This is a genomic window from Enterobacter sp. ECC_219_Taxon_10 (assembly GCF_058354905.1).
Genome location: NZ_CM178005.1, coordinates 436,925 through 451,489, shown reverse-complemented (window position 1 = coordinate 451,489; position 14,565 = coordinate 436,925). Strand labels below are relative to the sequence as shown.

The window sequence follows — 14,565 nt, the reverse complement described above, 5'->3', positions numbered from 1 at the left end:
TTATTCGGTCTCGTCGCTGTCCTGCGCTGGCGTTGAAGAACCCTGCGCGTTGCTGCCGTGATGGTAGTTACTGCCTGTGCCGCCGCCAGCGTTATTGCTGTGATGAGAGACCGGACGGGACGGAACAACAGTAGAGATAGCGTGCTTGTAGACCATCTGGCTGACCGTGTTTTTCAACAGGATCACGAACTGATCGAAAGACTCAATCTGACCTTGCAGCTTAATACCATTCACCAAATAAATAGAAACTGGAACACGTTCCCGACGCAATGCGTTCAGGAACGGATCTTGTAAAGATTGCCCCTTAGCCATTCTATCTTTTCCTTATATGCTTGTTTTGTACTTAGAACCTTGCGATTCTGAAAAATTGCGCACGATACGTCTCAATTGTACACATTCAGTGGGCGATATCACCAACAACCTCAATCACCTCGTTTAACGCCTGTTGCGGTTTTTCACTGTCTAACCAGTGAACTCCCTCCCAACCGCGCAACCAGGTGATCTGGCGCTTCGCTAACTGTCTCGTGGCGCAAACACCTCGATAAACCATTTCATCGTATGAAATCTCACCTTCAAGATACGACCACATCTGGCGGTATCCCACACAACGAACGGAAGGCATATCCGTATGCAAATCTCCACGGGCAAATAGCGCCCGCACTTCTGCTTCAAAATCTGAAGCCAACATCTGATGAAAACGCTGCTCAATTCGTTGATGGAGCAGTTCACGGCTCGCCGGGGCGATGGCGAACTGATGCACCTGATACGGCAGAGCGTCTCCTGACGTTTGCGTCAGTTCCGTTAAAGTTTTACCCGAAATGAAAAAAACTTCCAGTGCCCGGGAAAGCCTTTGCGGATCATTTGGATGGATCCGCGCTGCCGCAACCGGGTCAACCTCCGCCAGTTGCTTATGCAATACGTCCCATCCCTGCTCTGCCGCCTGCTGCTCAATCTTTGCTCTCACCTCAGGGTCCGCGGAAGGTAAAGGAGACAACCCTTCAAGCAGCGCCTTGAAGTAGAGCATGGTTCCGCCAACCAACAGCGGTATACGCCCCGCGGCGGTGATCTCGGCCATCTCGGCTAAGGCATCCCGGCGGAAATCCGCTGCTGAGTAAGCCTCTGCCGGGTCGAGAATATCCAGCAAACGGTGCGGTGCCGCACGCAGTTCATCTGCGCCGGGCTTCGCCGTGCCGATGTCCATCCCTCGATAGATGAGGGCGGAATCAACGCTAATCAACTCTACAGGCAAAACTTTACGTAACTCAATGGCTAACGCCGTTTTGCCCGAGGCCGTTGGGCCCATTAAAAAAATTGCCTTTGGCAGGCTCGCCTTACTTACGTCAGTCATGTTTCAGGGCGGTCATCGCCGTTTTTAAATCAACAGGTTGTAATAACCCACCCGGCGGCGCTTTCACCAGCTGTGGGCAGAGGCGTTCCACCTCCGCAAGCACGGTAATCGCCTGCGCCATACTCCACGGTGAATGTTCGCTGGCCAGATGGCGGGCGATCCACTGCGCGGTGTTGGCAGCCTCAAACGATGTCTGCTGCGCCAGGTAGCCTATCAGTTCAGGAATCAAGTTTTGTAAATTTTGTTGGCGTAAGGGTAAAGGCACTGCGCGAATTGTCACATGTTGTGGTTCAAGCACAATTTCAATGCCCATTTGCGCCAGCTGGGCCTCTGCACGCTGCAATACCCTTGTTTCTTCATGGGATATTTTCAGGCGAACCGGGATTAACAGCGGCTGCGCACAGGCCACATTTTCCCCCGGCGTCAGCTGCGCCTGCTTGAGCCAGCGTTCGGCAACCGGCAGCGCCAGAAGCAACAGTTTGCCGTCGCGCTCAAGCAGCGCCATATCCGGTGTGATAATCGTCAGCACCCGGCCAAAACTCTGGCTATGGCCTTCAAGGGAAGGTGTCGCCACCGCAACGTGTTCTTTGCGCTCGACAGCCGGCGTTTCCAGCAGTTTACGGTACAGCGCCCCCTGCTGCTTTTGATAGCCGGACTGAGCGTTCGGGTAGTTCGCGCCCGTCGGACGCGGTGCGGCCCCTGCTGAGGAGAAACGCGGGGCGTCCGGTTCACGCGCGACGGCAGGCTCCGCAAAATGGTTGCGACCCGCAGCGACACGGTTTTCCGGAATGGGGCGCGGTGCGGAGTCTTCTTTTTCCAGCGGCAGTGTGGGTTCAAGCTGCTGTTGCAGTACGCTCAGCACGCCCTGGTAGATAAAATCATGTACCAGACGCGACTGATGGAACCGCACCTCATGCTTGGCAGGATGGACGTTGACATCCACCTGATGCGGGTCGATCTCCAGATAAAGTACAAAGGCAGGTTGCTGATCTGCCCCGAGCTTATCTTCGCAGGCCTGGCGAATGGCGTGGTTAATGAGGCGGTCGCGCATCATACGGCCGTTAACGTAGCAATACTGAATTTCAGAGAACGCCGCGCTGCTGGCATGCGGATCGGCCACCCAGCCACGTAAAGCCAGATCGCCGTGCTGCCACTCGATAGCCAGCGCCTGTTCCAGGAATGGCGTCCCGCAGATAGCGCCTAAACGTCGCTCTTTCTGCCCACCTTCAGCCACCGCGCGGTACTGGCGCATTACCTTGCCGTTATGGCTGAGGTTGATGGTGACGTCGAAACGGGCGAGCGCAATTCGGCGGATGATCTCGTCGATATGGCCGAACTCGGTTTTTTCGGTACGCATAAACTTGCGGCGGGCGGGAGTGTTGTAGAACAGATCCAGAACTTCCAGCGTGGTACCGACAGGGTGCGCCGCGGGTTTGACCGTCACGTCCATATCCCGCCCTTCAGCGTAGGCCTGCCAGGCTTCCTGCTGTTCAGCGGTGCGGGAGGTCAGCGTTAAACGAGACACCGAACTGATACTGGCCAGCGCTTCGCCGCGAAAACCGAGGCTGATAATCGCTTCCAGGTCATCCAGAGAGGCAATTTTACTGGTGGCATGACGCGCCAGCGCCAGCGCCAGCTCCTCTTTTTTGATCCCGCAGCCGTTGTCGCGAATGCGGATAAGCTTCGCGCCGCCGCGTTCAATATCAATATCAATGCGGGTTGCGCCCGCATCGAGGCTGTTTTCCACCAGCTCTTTCACTACCGACGCAGGGCGTTCCACCACCTCACCGGCGGCGATTTGGTTCGCGAGCTGCGGCGGCAGAACCTGAATCGGCATGAATTCTCCTTAATTTGTGGCGGTCAACTCACCCGGCTGCGCGGCGCTGGCCGTCTGGGCTGCCCCGCCCTGCGGCGCGGACTGCAGAGGATGCGCCTCAAAATATTTACGTAAACCGTTGTATATCGCTTCGGCAATTTGCTGCTGGTAGCTGTCGCTGCCCAGCAGGCGCTCTTCGCTGTTATTGCTGATAAAGCCCGTCTCCACCAAAATTGACGGAATATCCGGCGAACGCAGGACGCCCAGGCTCGCATGTTCCGGGCGACGCTTATGCAATGCTCCGATGCCCTGCAGCTGATTCAATACGTTAGTGGCGACATCATACCCGACGCGCTGAGAATGACCGAACTGTAAATCCAGCACCGCCTGGCTGAGATACGGGTCAGACTGGCTGTTAGCCAGCACATCACCCGCGCCGCCTAACAGTTCAGACTGTTTCTCATGCTCTTCCAGCCAGTTTGCCATTTCGCTGTTCGCCCGACGGTTCGACAGGACCCATACCGAGGCGCCCGTCGCGTTACGGTTCGGTGCGGCATCCGCGTGAATGGAGACCAGGAAATTGGCGTTTTGCTTACGCGCCACGTCTGAGCGGCCCATCACAGAGATAAAATAGTCGCCGTCGCGCGTCAGTACGCCTTTAAACATCGGATCGTCGTTTAACAACGTCCGCAGCTTGCGGGCCACTGCAATAGTGACATTTTTCTCTCGCGTGCCGCCCGGGCCAATCGCACCAGGGTCCTGACCACCGTGCCCGGCATCAATGGCGATAATCACTTTATCACCGCTGACCGCACGCCGCGCGCTGGACGCCGGACGCGTTACCGTATTGCTGCTGGTTGCCGCGGTGATGCGATCGTTCTGCGATTTAAACGGATTACGCGCAGGTTCCGATGGGCGCGGCGTATAGACCGGCTCTTCCACGCGTTTCGCGACAACCGGTGGCGGCGGAGGCGGCGGAACATCGGCATTGATGGTAAAGACCACCGTATAGTTCGCCCCGTTTTGCTGCTTCACCGCCTTCGTTTTACCCTTTTCGGTCAGATCGACCACCAGACGCAGCGACTGGCTGTCCTGCGGGGTACCCGAACGGATACTTTTCACCAGGTTGTTACCGCTGAACCGCAGCGGTAACCCCTGGATCACGCCAGTCTGTTTGATATCCAGCGCCACGCTGCGGCTGTCTGGCTGTGAAAACGCATATTCAGGGTCACCCATAAAGCTGAACGTGATCCGGGCCTGGCTTTCGCCGTTTGACACCTGAATATCCGAAAGGCTTGCCGCCCCGGCCTGCGCGCACAGCAGCACCGTCGCAGCCAACACCCAACCTTTAACGCGACTAATCATCCCGTCATCCCTACTCTTAACCGGCGAGACGCGCCAGTAAGGAACACCCTGATGAGGAAACCGCACTGATGCGAGCCTCACGCCCTTGCGCCTGGTAATCTAAGTGAATTTCGACATCCGGGTCAGGTAACACACCCGCACCTTGTTGCGGCCACTCCACCAGGCAGATGGCGTCGTTGGCAAAATAATCACGGATCCCCATAAATTCCAGCTCCTCAGGATCCGCAAGGCGATATAAATCAAAGTGGTACACCATAAGATTGTCGAGGGTGTACGGCTCGACCAGCGTGTAGGTTGGGCTTTTCACATTCCCGTTATGCCCTAACGCCTGCAAAAAACCCCGGCTGAAGGTGGTCTTACCCGCACCTAAATCACCATACAGATAAATGACGGTTGCCCCCTGACAGGCCTGCGCCACGCGCTTGCCGAGATCTAAAGTGGCTTGTTCATCAGGTAAAGGAATCGCTCGATTAGTCATTTTCTACGTCAATCACATCCGGGTTAACAACACGCCGCAGCGTGCAAAAGAGATCGGTGGCCAGCATACCGCGTGTACCCTCTCGCGCAGCAAGCCTGTCAGCTGCCGCGCCGTGGGCCACGCAGCCCGCACAGGCTGCATCATAAAGGGGAAGTTTCTGTCCAAGCAATGCGCCAATGATGCCTGAAAGCACATCGCCCATGCCGCCGCTCGCCATGCCCGCATTTCCGGCATCAATAATGCCCTGCGTCTCGTCACTGGCGACAACGGTTCCTGCCCCTTTCAAAACGGCAACACCTCCGTAACGTTTTACCAGACGCTGAGCAGAAAGTAAGCGATCGCTTTCAATTTCTGCCACGCTGCAGTTAAGCAGGCGCGCGGCTTCGCCGGGGTGTGGCGTCAGAATGCGATTGTGACGCTTATCCGGGTTTATTGCCAGAAGGTTAAGCGCGTCGGCATCCCACAGCATCGGTTTACGAAAATTTTCGACCTTTTGCAGGGCCTGTTTACCCCATGCCTGCTGTCCAAGACCGGGACCAATGACCACCACATCCGCCCATTCGAGGCTTTCTTCAAGCGTCTGGGGCGTAAGCTCATGGACCATCAGCTCCGGTCGAGCTGTAATGATTGGCGTAATGTTCTCGATGCGAGTGAGTACTCGCACTAATCCGGCACCGCTGCGCAGTGCCGCCTCACCGGCCATGCGAACCGCACCTGCCGTACCGCGATCGCCACCAATAATCACCAGCCTGCCGTGGTCGCCCTTATGGGACGTTGGGCGGCGCGGCGGAAGCCACTCTTTTAGCTGCGAGGCATCAAAGCGCGACAGGCGCGTTTCCTGCCCTGCGAGCCAGCTCTCCAGCCCCAGGGCGTTATGGTGCAATACGCCAACCACATCCCGCGCCTTTCCGGTTAACAAGCCCGGCTTCAGAGCGATAAAGGTCACGGTGTGCGCAGCCTGAATAACGGCGCCAGGCGTCGCGCCGGTCTGCGCGATCAGGCCCGACGGAATGTCCAGCGCCACTACCGGCGCGGAGTGCCCGTTAGCGTGTTCAATAAGCGCGGCGATGTTCTCGCGAGGCGCGCTGCGTAGCCCGGTCCCCAGCAGACCATCAACAATCAGATCAACATCTTCCGGCCAGACGATATCAGGGGCATGAATCACGCCGCCTGCATTCAGCCATGCCTCCCGCGCCGCGCCGGCCTCTTCCGGCAGGGGCTTATCACTTTCCAGCGCCAGCAAGGTAACGCGGATACCGGCCGCAACCGCGAGACGCGCAGCAACGTAGCCGTCGCCGCCGTTATTGCCGTGCCCACACAAAATCAGCCAGTGAGTGGATTGCGGGTACGCGCCGCGAGCAACGTTAAACGCCGCCTCCCCCGCGCGCTGCATCAGTTCATAAAGAGTAATGCCGAGGCTGTCTGCGGCCTCTTTTTCGGCGCACCGGAGGTCATCCGCATGCCAGATGGAATGTGGTATACTTGCGGGGTTTTTCTTCACCGTATGGTCCGTCATGTCACAGCCCCTCGATCTCAATGAATTAGCGCAAAAAATAAAACAGTGGGGTGCTGAGCTTGGCTTCCAGAAGGTAGGCATTACCGATACCGACCTCTCTGCCAGCGAGCCAAAACTGCAGGCCTGGCTGGACAAACAATACCACGGCGAAATGGAGTGGATGGCGCGTCACGGCATGATGCGTGCCCGTCCACATGAGCTTTTACCGGGTACATTGCGCGTCATCAGCGTGCGCATGAACTACCTGCCTGCCAACGCGGCCTTTGCGCGCACGCTAAAAAATCCCTCTTTGGGTTACGTCAGCCGGTACGCCCTGGGGCGTGATTACCATAAGCTACTGCGTAACCGTTTAAAAAAACTCGGGGAAACTATTCAGCAGCACTGTGTTTCGCTGAATTTTAGACCCTTTGTCGATTCCGCGCCTATTCTTGAGCGCCCGATCGCCGAAAAAGCCGGGCTTGGCTGGACAGGTAAGCACTCACTTATCCTTAGCCGCGACGCCGGATCGTTCTTCTTCCTCGGTGAACTGCTGATTGATTTACCCCTGCCGGTAGACGGCCCGGTAGAGGAAGGCTGTGGCCGCTGCGTGGCCTGCATGACCATCTGCCCGACTGGCGCCATCGTTGAGCCGTATACTGTTGATGCGCGCCGCTGCATTTCCTATCTCACCATCGAGCTCGAAGGAGCGATCCCGGAAGAATTTCGTCCACTTATCGGCAACCGCATCTACGGCTGCGACGACTGCCAGCTGATCTGCCCGTGGAACCGCTATTCGCAGCTGACGGATGAAGAAGACTTCAGTCCCCGCAAGGCGTTACATGCCCCCCAGTTGATCGAACTGTTCACCTGGACCGAAGCCTGGTTCCTGAAAGTGACGGAAGGTTCCGCCATTCGGCGTATCGGCCACCTGCGCTGGCTGCGAAACGTGGCCGTCGCGCTGGGCAATGCCCCGTGGGATAAAGCAAATATTCAGGCGCTTGAAAGTCGTAGAGGTGAGCACCCACTTCTTGATGAACACATAGAATGGGCGATTGCGCAGCAAATCGAGAAGCGCAATGCCTGCGTGGTCGAGGTGCAGCTTCCTCAGAAACAGCGGCTGGTGAGGGTGATTGAAAAAGGGCTCACGCGGGATGCGTGATATATTCACAGCCTGTGAATAAAAATAAAAACTCAAGCGCCATCTGGACTTGAGAAGAGGTCAAGTGATCTTGCTAACATTTTGAAATGAAAATTTATCCATTAAATACAATGGATTGCAAAGATACTATTCACCCTGCTAACTTTCTGTACGGTTTGGGTAAAGCGCGAATTCTGTGGATAACTCTGTTTACAAGAGTATTTCAGATGCAATAGAAAACGTCCCCAGCGCATCTTTTCGCTGTGGATATTTTAGAGATGAAGAAGAATTTGGAGCGGGAAACGAGACTCGAACTCGCGACCCCGACCTTGGCAAGGTCGTGCTCTACCAACTGAGCTATTCCCGCTTGGGTGGTCCGTGCTTTAGAAGCACTTTCAAATTTTGGAGCGGGAAACGAGACTCGAACTCGCGACCCCGACCTTGGCAAGGTCGTGCTCTACCAACTGAGCTATTCCCGCTTGGGCAGTCCGTGCTTGAGAAGCACTTTTCAAATTTTGGAGCGGGAAACGAGACTCGAACTCGCGACCCCGACCTTGGCAAGGTCGTGCTCTACCAACTGAGCTATTCCCGCAAATCTGTACTGCTTTTGTTGCTGTCGTAACGTGTAATTCTCTGTCGTTACGGGAGGCGCATTATACGAGAAATCCTTTTAGCTGCAACCCCCCTGAAAGTGATTTTTTCGAAATTCAGTTCAAATGCTTATTTAATCGGCAAGCTGAACAATTTAACGACAAAATCCCGGCCACGCAAGGCGCCGGATCTCAAAATCACAGCTTAATAAAGTTTTCGCGGTAGTACGCGAGTTCCGCCACAGACTCGCGGATATCGTCCATCGCCTGGTGCGTTCCTTGCTTTTTGAAGCCATCAAGGATTTCTGGTTTCCAGCGACGCGCCAGCTCTTTCAGGGTACTGACATCCAGATAGCGGTAGTGAAAGTAAGACTCCAGCTCCGGCATATACTTAAACAGGAAACGGCGATCCTGGCCGATGCTGTTCCCGCAGATCGGCGATTTACCCGCCGGCACCCACTGCTTCAGAAATTCGAGCGTCGCCAGTTCCGCCTCGCGGTCACCCAACGTGCTGGCCTTCACGCGCTCCACCAGCCCGCTTCCGGTATGGGTGCGCACGTTCCACTCGTCCATCAGCGCCAGCTGGTCGTCGGACTGATGCACCGCAATCGTTGGCCCTTCGGCCAGGATATTCAGGTTGGCATCGGTGACCAGGGTTGCAATCTCAATAATGCGATCGCGCTCGGGATCCAGCCCGGTCATTTCGAGATCGATCCAAATCAGGTTGTTTTCATCCGCGCTCATGTTATTTTCCACCCTTCTCGCATAACCGGCAGTAGCAGGTTAACTAGTATTAATTAGAGTGTATCATAGAGGTTTTGCCCCTTACGGGCGACCAGGAGCCAGTGCGATTGAGTAAAAATAAACTCTCCAAAGGGCAGCAGCGCCGTGTGAATGCCAATCACCAGCGCCGTCTTAAAACCACTTCGGAGAAGGTCGATTACGACGACAACCTGTTTGGCGAACCAACGGAAGGCGTAGTCATCAGCCGTTTCGGTATGCACGCTGACGTGGAATCCGCCGATGGTGAAATCCACCGCTGCAACATCCGCCGGACCATTCGTTCTCTGGTGACCGGTGACCGCGTCGTCTGGCGTCCGGGTAAAGAGGCGGCGGAAGGCGTTACGGTAAAAGGTATCGTTGAAGCGGTTCATGAACGTACGTCCGTGTTAACCCGTCCCGATTTTTACGACGGGGTGAAGCCGATTGCCGCCAACATTAACCAGATTGTTATCGTATCGGCGATTTTGCCTGAACTTTCGCTCAATATTATCGACCGATACCTCGTCGCGTGCGAAACGCTGCAGGTTGAACCGATTATCGTGCTGAACAAAATCGATCTGCTGGATGACGAAGGCATGGCTTTCGTTAATGAACAGATGGATATCTATCGCAAGATTGGCTATCGCGTCCTGATGGTCTCCAGCCATACCAAAGATGGCCTCAAACCGCTGGAAGAGGCGCTTACCGATCGCATCAGCATTTTTGCGGGCCAGTCCGGCGTAGGTAAATCGAGCCTGCTGAACAATCTGCTCGGCCTCCAGCAGGAGATCCTCACCAACGATGTGTCTGACGTCTCGGGTCTGGGCCAGCACACCACTACCGCCTCGCGTCTGTATCACTTCCCGCACGGCGGCGATGTCATCGACTCCCCGGGCGTGCGTGAATTCGGTTTATGGCATCTTGAGCCGGAACAAATCTTTAATGGATTTGTCGAATTCCATGATTATTTAGGCGCTTGCAAATACCGCGACTGTAAACACGATAACGATCCAGGCTGCGCTATCCGCGAAGCGGTTGAGAAAGGTGAGATTGCGGAGACCCGCTTCGACAATTACCACCGCATTCTTGAGAGCATGGATCAGGTAAAAACGCGTAAAAACTTTTCTGATTCTGACAACTGACAACTAAGCTAAGCATCGCTAAAATCGTCCCCTTTTTTCAGGTTCCGGCGGCTTACCGCCGGATCAGGAACGACAAAACAATGGCCTGGAGGCTACCTTGTTAAACGCATTTAAACTTTCGCTTCAATACATTCTGCCAAAACTGTGGCTCACTCGCCTGGCGGGCTGGGGCGCAAGCAAACGCGCGGGCTGGCTGACCAAACTGGTCATCGACCTTTTCGTGAAGTATTACAAGGTCGACATGAAAGAAGCGCAGAAGCCGGACACCGCCAGCTACCGCACGTTCAACGAGTTTTTCGTGCGCCCGCTACGCGACGAAGTGCGCCCGCTGAACACCGATCCTAACGTCCTGGTGATGCCAGCAGACGGGGTGATCAGCCAGCTGGGTAACATCGAAGACGACAAAATCCTGCAGGCGAAAGGCCATAACTACAGCCTGGAAGCGCTGCTGGCGGGCAATTACCTGATGGCGGATCTGTTCCGCAACGGCACCTTTGCCACCACCTATCTGTCACCGCGCGACTACCACCGCGTGCATATGCCGTGTAACGGTATCCTGCGTGAGATGATCTACGTGCCGGGCGATCTGTTCTCCGTAAACCACCTGACCGCGCAAAACGTACCGAACCTGTTTGCCCGTAACGAGCGCGTCATCTGCCTGTTCGATACTGAATTCGGCCCTATGGCGCAGATTCTGGTGGGCGCGACCATTGTCGGCAGTATTGAAACCGTCTGGGCTGGCACCATCACCCCTCCGCGTGAAGGCGTAATCAAGCGCTGGACGTGGCCTGCCGGTGAAGAGGAAGGCTCTGTCGCCCTGCTGAAAGGTCAGGAGATGGGCCGCTTCAAGCTGGGTTCGACCGTCATCAACCTGTTTGCACCGGGTAAAGTGAAGCTGGCTGAACAGCTCGAAAGCCTGTCGGTCACTAAACTTGGCCAACCGCTGGCGGTCTCTACCGAAACCTTCGTGACGCCGGACGCAGAACCTGCTCCGCTGCCGCAAGAAGAGATTGACGCCGAGCACGACGCCAGCCCGCTGGTTGACGACAAAAAAGACGAAGGCTAACAACAGAAGGATCGCTGACGTGCGCCCGATTATCGTTTTACTGATGGCCTGGTGCCTCAGCATGGGGGCGTACGCAGCGACAGCCCCCGACGCCAAACAGATAACCCAGGAACTGGAGCAGGCGAAAGCGGCCAAACCCGCTCAGCCAGAGACCGTTGAGTCGCTCCAGTCCGCACTGAACGCGCTTGAAGAGCGGAAAGGCTCGCTTGAGCGCGCTCAGCAGTATCAGCAGGTTATCGACAACTTCCCTAAACTCTCGCAAACGCTGCGCGCGCAGCTCGCTAATCTGCGCGATGAGCCGCGCAATGTGCCGGAAGGCATGACCACCGACGCCCTGAATCAGGAAATCCTGCAGGTGAGCAGCCAGCTTCTGGAAAAGAGCCGCCAGGCTCAGCAGGAGCAGGAGCGGGCGCGTGAAATTGCCGACTCCCTCAGTCAGCTTCCGCAGCAGCAAACCGACGCCCGCCGCCAGCTTAACGACGTTGAGCGTCGCGTGGGGACGCAAAGCGGCAATACGCCGCAGGCTCAGGCGCAAAATCTGGGTCTGCAGGCGGAATCAGCTCGTCTGAAGGCCCTTGTGGATGAGCTGGAGCTGGCGCAGCTTTCCGCCAACAACCGCCAGGAGCTGGCGCGGATGCGCTCTGAACTCGCTCAGAAGCAGAGCGAGCAGCTGGATGCGTATCTTCAGGCCCTGCGTAATTTGCTTAACAGCCAGCGTCAGCGCGAAGCCGAGCGTGCGCTTGAAAGCACCGAGCTGCTGGCCGAAAACAGTGCCAATCTGCCAGAAGGTATCGTCGATCAGTTTAAGGTCAACCGCGAGCTTTCTGCCGCACTGAATCAGCAGGCGCAGCGTATGGATCTGGTTGCCTCCCAGCAGCGCCAGGCGACGAATCAAACCCTGCAGGTGCGCCAGGCGCTCAACACCCTGCGCGAGCAGTCCCAGTGGCTCGGGTCATCAAACCTGCTGGGCGAAGCGTTACGCGCCCAGGTCGCACGCCTGCCGGAAATGCCGAAGCCGCAGCAGCTGGATACCGAGATGGCCCAGCTGCGCGTGCAGCGACTGCACTTTGAAGATCTTCTCAATAAGCAGCCGCAAATTCGCCAGATCCGTCAGGCTGACGGACAACCCCTGACCAGCGAGCAAAACCGTATTCTGGAAGCCCAGCTGCGCACCCAGCGCGAGCTGCTGAACTCCCTGCTGCAGGGCGGGGATACGCTGATTCTGGAACTGACTAAGCTTAAGGTCTCTAACAGCCAGCTGGAAGACGCGCTGAAAGAGGTGAACGAGGCGACGCACCGTTATCTCTTCTGGACGTCCGACGTGCGTCCGATGACCTTCTCGTGGCCAATTGAGATCGTTCAGGATCTGCGCCGCCTGATTTCGCTGGACACCTTCAGTCAGCTCGGACAGGCCAGCGTGATGATGCTGACCAGTAAAGAGACGATAATCCCGCTGCTGGGCGCGTTGGTTCTGGTGGGCTTCAGCATTTACTCGCGCAGACATTTCACCCGCTTCCTGGAGCGTTCCAGCGCGCGGGTGGGGAAAGTCACTCAGGATCACTTCTGGCTGACGTTGCGCACCGTGTTCTGGTCGATTCTCGTCGCGTCTCCGCTGCCGGTGCTGTGGATGACGCTTGGCTACGGCCTGCGGGAAGCCTGGCCCTATCCGCTCGCGGTCGCCATTGGCGATGGCGTCACCGCTACGGTGCCGCTGCTGTGGGTGGTGATGATTTGCGCCACGTTCGCACGGCCGAATGGCCTGTTCATTGCCCACTTTGGCTGGCCGCGTAACCGCGTGGCGCGCGCCATGCGCTACTACCTGATGAGCATCGGGCTGATTGTGCCGCTGATTATGGCGCTGATCATGTTTGATAATCTCAACGACCGGGAATTTTCAGGCTCGCTGGGCCGCCTCTGCTTTATGCTGATCTGCGGCGCGCTGGCCATCGTGACGCTCAGCCTGAAACGCGCGGGGATACCGCTCTATCTGGATAAATCTGGCAGCGGCGAAAACATGTTCAACCGGCTGCTCTGGAACCTCCTGCTGAGCGCCCCTTTGATTGCGATGCTGGCAGCCGCGGTAGGTTACCTGGCAACCTCGCAGGCACTTCTGGCGCGACTGGAAACGTCGGTGGCGATCTGGTTCCTGCTGCTGGTGGTGTATCACGTGATCCGTCGCGGGATGCTGATCCAGCGCCGTCGTCTGGCCTTCGACCGCGCCAAGCATCGCCGGGCGGAGATCCTCGCTCAGCGTGCCCGGGGTGAGGAAGAGCCAACCCATGTCAACAGCACGGAAGGCACGATGGATGCCGACGAGGTCGAACTGGATCTGGATGCAATCAGTACCCAGTCTCTGCGCCTGGTGCGCTCCCTCCTGATGCTGATTGCCCTTCTGTCGGTGATTTTCCTGTGGTCAGAAATTCATTCCGCGTTTGGCTTCCTGGAGAATATCTCTCTGTGGGACGTGACGTCCACGGTGCAGGGCGTTGAAAGCCTGGAGCCGATCACCTTAGGCGCGGTGCTGATTGCCATTCTGGTGCTGATCATCACCACCCAACTGGTGCGTAACTTCCCGGCACTGCTGGAGCTGGCGCTGCTGCAGCATCTGGATTTAACCCCCGGCACGGGATACGCCATTACGACCATTACGAAATACCTGATACTGCTGTTTGGCGGGATGGTTGGTTTCTCAATGATTGGTATTGAGTGGTCTAAACTGCAATGGCTGGTAGCCGCGCTGACGTTTGGCCTTGGCTTTGGCATGCAGGAGATTTTCGCTAACTTTGTGTCCGGCCTGATCATCCTGTTTGAAAAGCCGATTCGTATTGGCGATACGGTGACGATCCGCGATCTGACCGGGAGCGTAACGAAGATCAACACCCGTGCCACCACGATCAGCGACTGGGACCGTAAAGAGATCATCGTGCCGAACAAGGCGTTTATTACCGAGCAGTTTATCAACTGGTCGCTGTCGGACTCCGTTACGCGCGTGGTTCTGACGGTACCGGCGCCGTCGGATGCCAACAGCGAAGAGGTCACGCAGATCCTCTACACCGCCGCCGAACGCTGTACGCTGGTGCTCGATAATCCCGTACCGGAAGTGTTCCTGGTCGATTTACAGCAGGGGATCCAGATTTTCGAACTGCGTATTTACGCTGCCGAAATGGGGCACCGTATGCCGCTGCGCCATGAGATCCACCAGCTGATTCTGGCGGGCTTCCGCGAGCACGGTATTGATATGCCGTTCCCACCGTTCCAGATGCGTCTGGAAAGTATGGACGGACGCAAGATGGGTAAAACGCTCACGTCGGCAGCAAGATCGCGCCCGGCGGGCAGCTTGTAATCTTTCTCCCCTCCCTTTCGGG

The 14,565-nt window shown here is 56.7% G+C and carries 11 protein-coding genes and 3 tRNA genes; 4 read left to right on the top strand and 10 right to left on the bottom strand.

The annotated features are described in order from the left end of the window. The 6 genes from hfq to nnr form a co-directional block, all read right to left on the bottom strand. A complete protein-coding gene (hfq, locus tag AC4ICF_RS02050; protein ID WP_008502919.1) occupies positions 1 to 312 on the bottom strand; it encodes an RNA chaperone Hfq in 312 nt (103 codons plus the stop codon). Between the two features lie 85 nt (positions 313 to 397). Next, positions 398 to 1,348 (bottom strand): tRNA (adenosine(37)-N6)-dimethylallyltransferase MiaA, encoded by a 951-nt coding sequence (gene miaA, locus AC4ICF_RS02045; RefSeq protein WP_116343615.1) that lies wholly within the window; start codon positions 1,346 to 1,348, stop codon positions 398 to 400. Continuing rightward, on the bottom strand, positions 1,341 to 3,185 hold the full coding sequence (mutL, locus tag AC4ICF_RS02040; protein WP_316379813.1) for a DNA mismatch repair endonuclease MutL: 1,845 nt from the start codon (positions 3,183 to 3,185) through the stop codon (positions 1,341 to 1,343). The genes miaA and mutL overlap by 8 nt, the downstream gene beginning before the upstream one ends. Before the next feature lie 9 nt (positions 3,186 to 3,194). Further along, positions 3,195 to 4,529 carry an N-acetylmuramoyl-L-alanine amidase AmiB gene (gene amiB, locus AC4ICF_RS02035; RefSeq protein WP_116343617.1) on the bottom strand — a complete coding sequence of 445 codons (1,335 nt, stop codon included), beginning with the start codon at positions 4,527 to 4,529 and terminating at the stop codon, positions 3,195 to 3,197. 16 nt (positions 4,530 to 4,545) lie between these two features. Next, positions 4,546 to 5,007 (bottom strand): tRNA (adenosine(37)-N6)-threonylcarbamoyltransferase complex ATPase subunit type 1 TsaE, encoded by a 462-nt coding sequence (gene tsaE / locus AC4ICF_RS02030; RefSeq protein ID WP_028015250.1) that lies wholly within the window; start codon positions 5,005 to 5,007, stop codon positions 4,546 to 4,548. Then, positions 5,000 to 6,523, bottom strand: coding sequence for a bifunctional ADP-dependent NAD(P)H-hydrate dehydratase/NAD(P)H-hydrate epimerase (gene nnr / locus AC4ICF_RS02025; protein ID WP_316379814.1), 1,524 nt, complete (start codon positions 6,521 to 6,523; stop codon positions 5,000 to 5,002). Before nnr ends, tsaE begins: the two co-directional genes overlap by 8 nt. Here nnr and queG point away from each other — a divergent pair. After that, positions 6,522 to 7,661, top strand: coding sequence for a tRNA epoxyqueuosine(34) reductase QueG (queG, locus tag AC4ICF_RS02020; protein ID WP_316379815.1), 1,140 nt, complete (start codon positions 6,522 to 6,524; stop codon positions 7,659 to 7,661). The genes nnr and queG overlap by 2 nt on opposite strands. A gap of 270 nt (positions 7,662 to 7,931) precedes the next feature. Here queG and AC4ICF_RS02015 read toward each other — a convergent pair. The 4 genes from AC4ICF_RS02015 to orn all read right to left on the bottom strand — a co-directional run bounded on the left by AC4ICF_RS02015 (position 7,932) and on the right by orn (position 8,974). Next, positions 7,932 to 8,007: transfer RNA gene (locus tag AC4ICF_RS02015), tRNA-Gly, on the bottom strand. 36 nt (positions 8,008 to 8,043) lie between these two features. After that, positions 8,044 to 8,119: transfer RNA gene (locus tag AC4ICF_RS02010), tRNA-Gly, on the bottom strand. A gap of 37 nt (positions 8,120 to 8,156) precedes the next feature. Beyond that, positions 8,157 to 8,232, bottom strand: a tRNA-Gly gene (locus AC4ICF_RS02005). Positions 8,233 to 8,428: 196 nt separating this feature from the next. Continuing rightward, on the bottom strand, positions 8,429 to 8,974 hold the full coding sequence (gene orn, locus AC4ICF_RS02000) for an oligoribonuclease (RefSeq protein ID WP_028015247.1): 546 nt from the start codon (positions 8,972 to 8,974) through the stop codon (positions 8,429 to 8,431). 107 nt (positions 8,975 to 9,081) lie between these two features. Between orn and rsgA the strand changes: the two genes are divergently transcribed. The 3 genes from rsgA (at position 9,082) to mscM (ending at position 14,543) form a co-directional block, all read left to right on the top strand. After that, the gene (rsgA, locus tag AC4ICF_RS01995) at positions 9,082 to 10,134 is read left to right on the top strand and encodes a small ribosomal subunit biogenesis GTPase RsgA (protein WP_204320753.1); all 1,053 of its coding nucleotides are present in this window, start codon (positions 9,082 to 9,084) and stop codon (positions 10,132 to 10,134) included. A gap of 97 nt (positions 10,135 to 10,231) precedes the next feature. Next, complete coding sequence (gene asd, locus AC4ICF_RS01990; RefSeq protein ID WP_028015245.1) at positions 10,232 to 11,200, top strand: archaetidylserine decarboxylase; 969 nt, start codon at positions 10,232 to 10,234, stop codon at positions 11,198 to 11,200. A gap of 19 nt (positions 11,201 to 11,219) precedes the next feature. After that, positions 11,220 to 14,543: a miniconductance mechanosensitive channel MscM gene (mscM, locus tag AC4ICF_RS01985; RefSeq protein WP_316379817.1), complete on the top strand. Its 3,324-nt coding sequence runs from the start codon at positions 11,220 to 11,222 to the stop codon at positions 14,541 to 14,543. Positions 14,544 to 14,565: the final 22 nt, after the last annotated feature.

Coding starts and splice junctions, on each gene's coding strand:
- miaA (WP_116343615.1), bottom strand. CDS start 1,348: ATGACTGACGTAAGTAAGGCGAGCCTGCCAAAGGCAATTTTTTTAATG.
- amiB (WP_116343617.1), bottom strand. CDS start 4,529: ATGATTAGTCGCGTTAAAGGTTGGGTGTTGGCTGCGACGGTGCTGCTG.
- orn (WP_028015247.1), bottom strand. CDS start 8,974: ATGAGCGCGGATGAAAACAACCTGATTTGGATCGATCTCGAAATGACC.
- hfq (WP_008502919.1), bottom strand. CDS start 312: ATGGCTAAGGGGCAATCTTTACAAGATCCGTTCCTGAACGCATTGCGT.
- tsaE (WP_028015250.1), bottom strand. CDS start 5,007: ATGACTAATCGAGCGATTCCTTTACCTGATGAACAAGCCACTTTAGAT.
- queG (WP_316379815.1), top strand. CDS start 6,522: ATGTCACAGCCCCTCGATCTCAATGAATTAGCGCAAAAAATAAAACAG.
- mutL (WP_316379813.1), bottom strand. CDS start 3,185: ATGCCGATTCAGGTTCTGCCGCCGCAGCTCGCGAACCAAATCGCCGCC.
- nnr (WP_316379814.1), bottom strand. CDS start 6,523: ATGACGGACCATACGGTGAAGAAAAACCCCGCAAGTATACCACATTCC.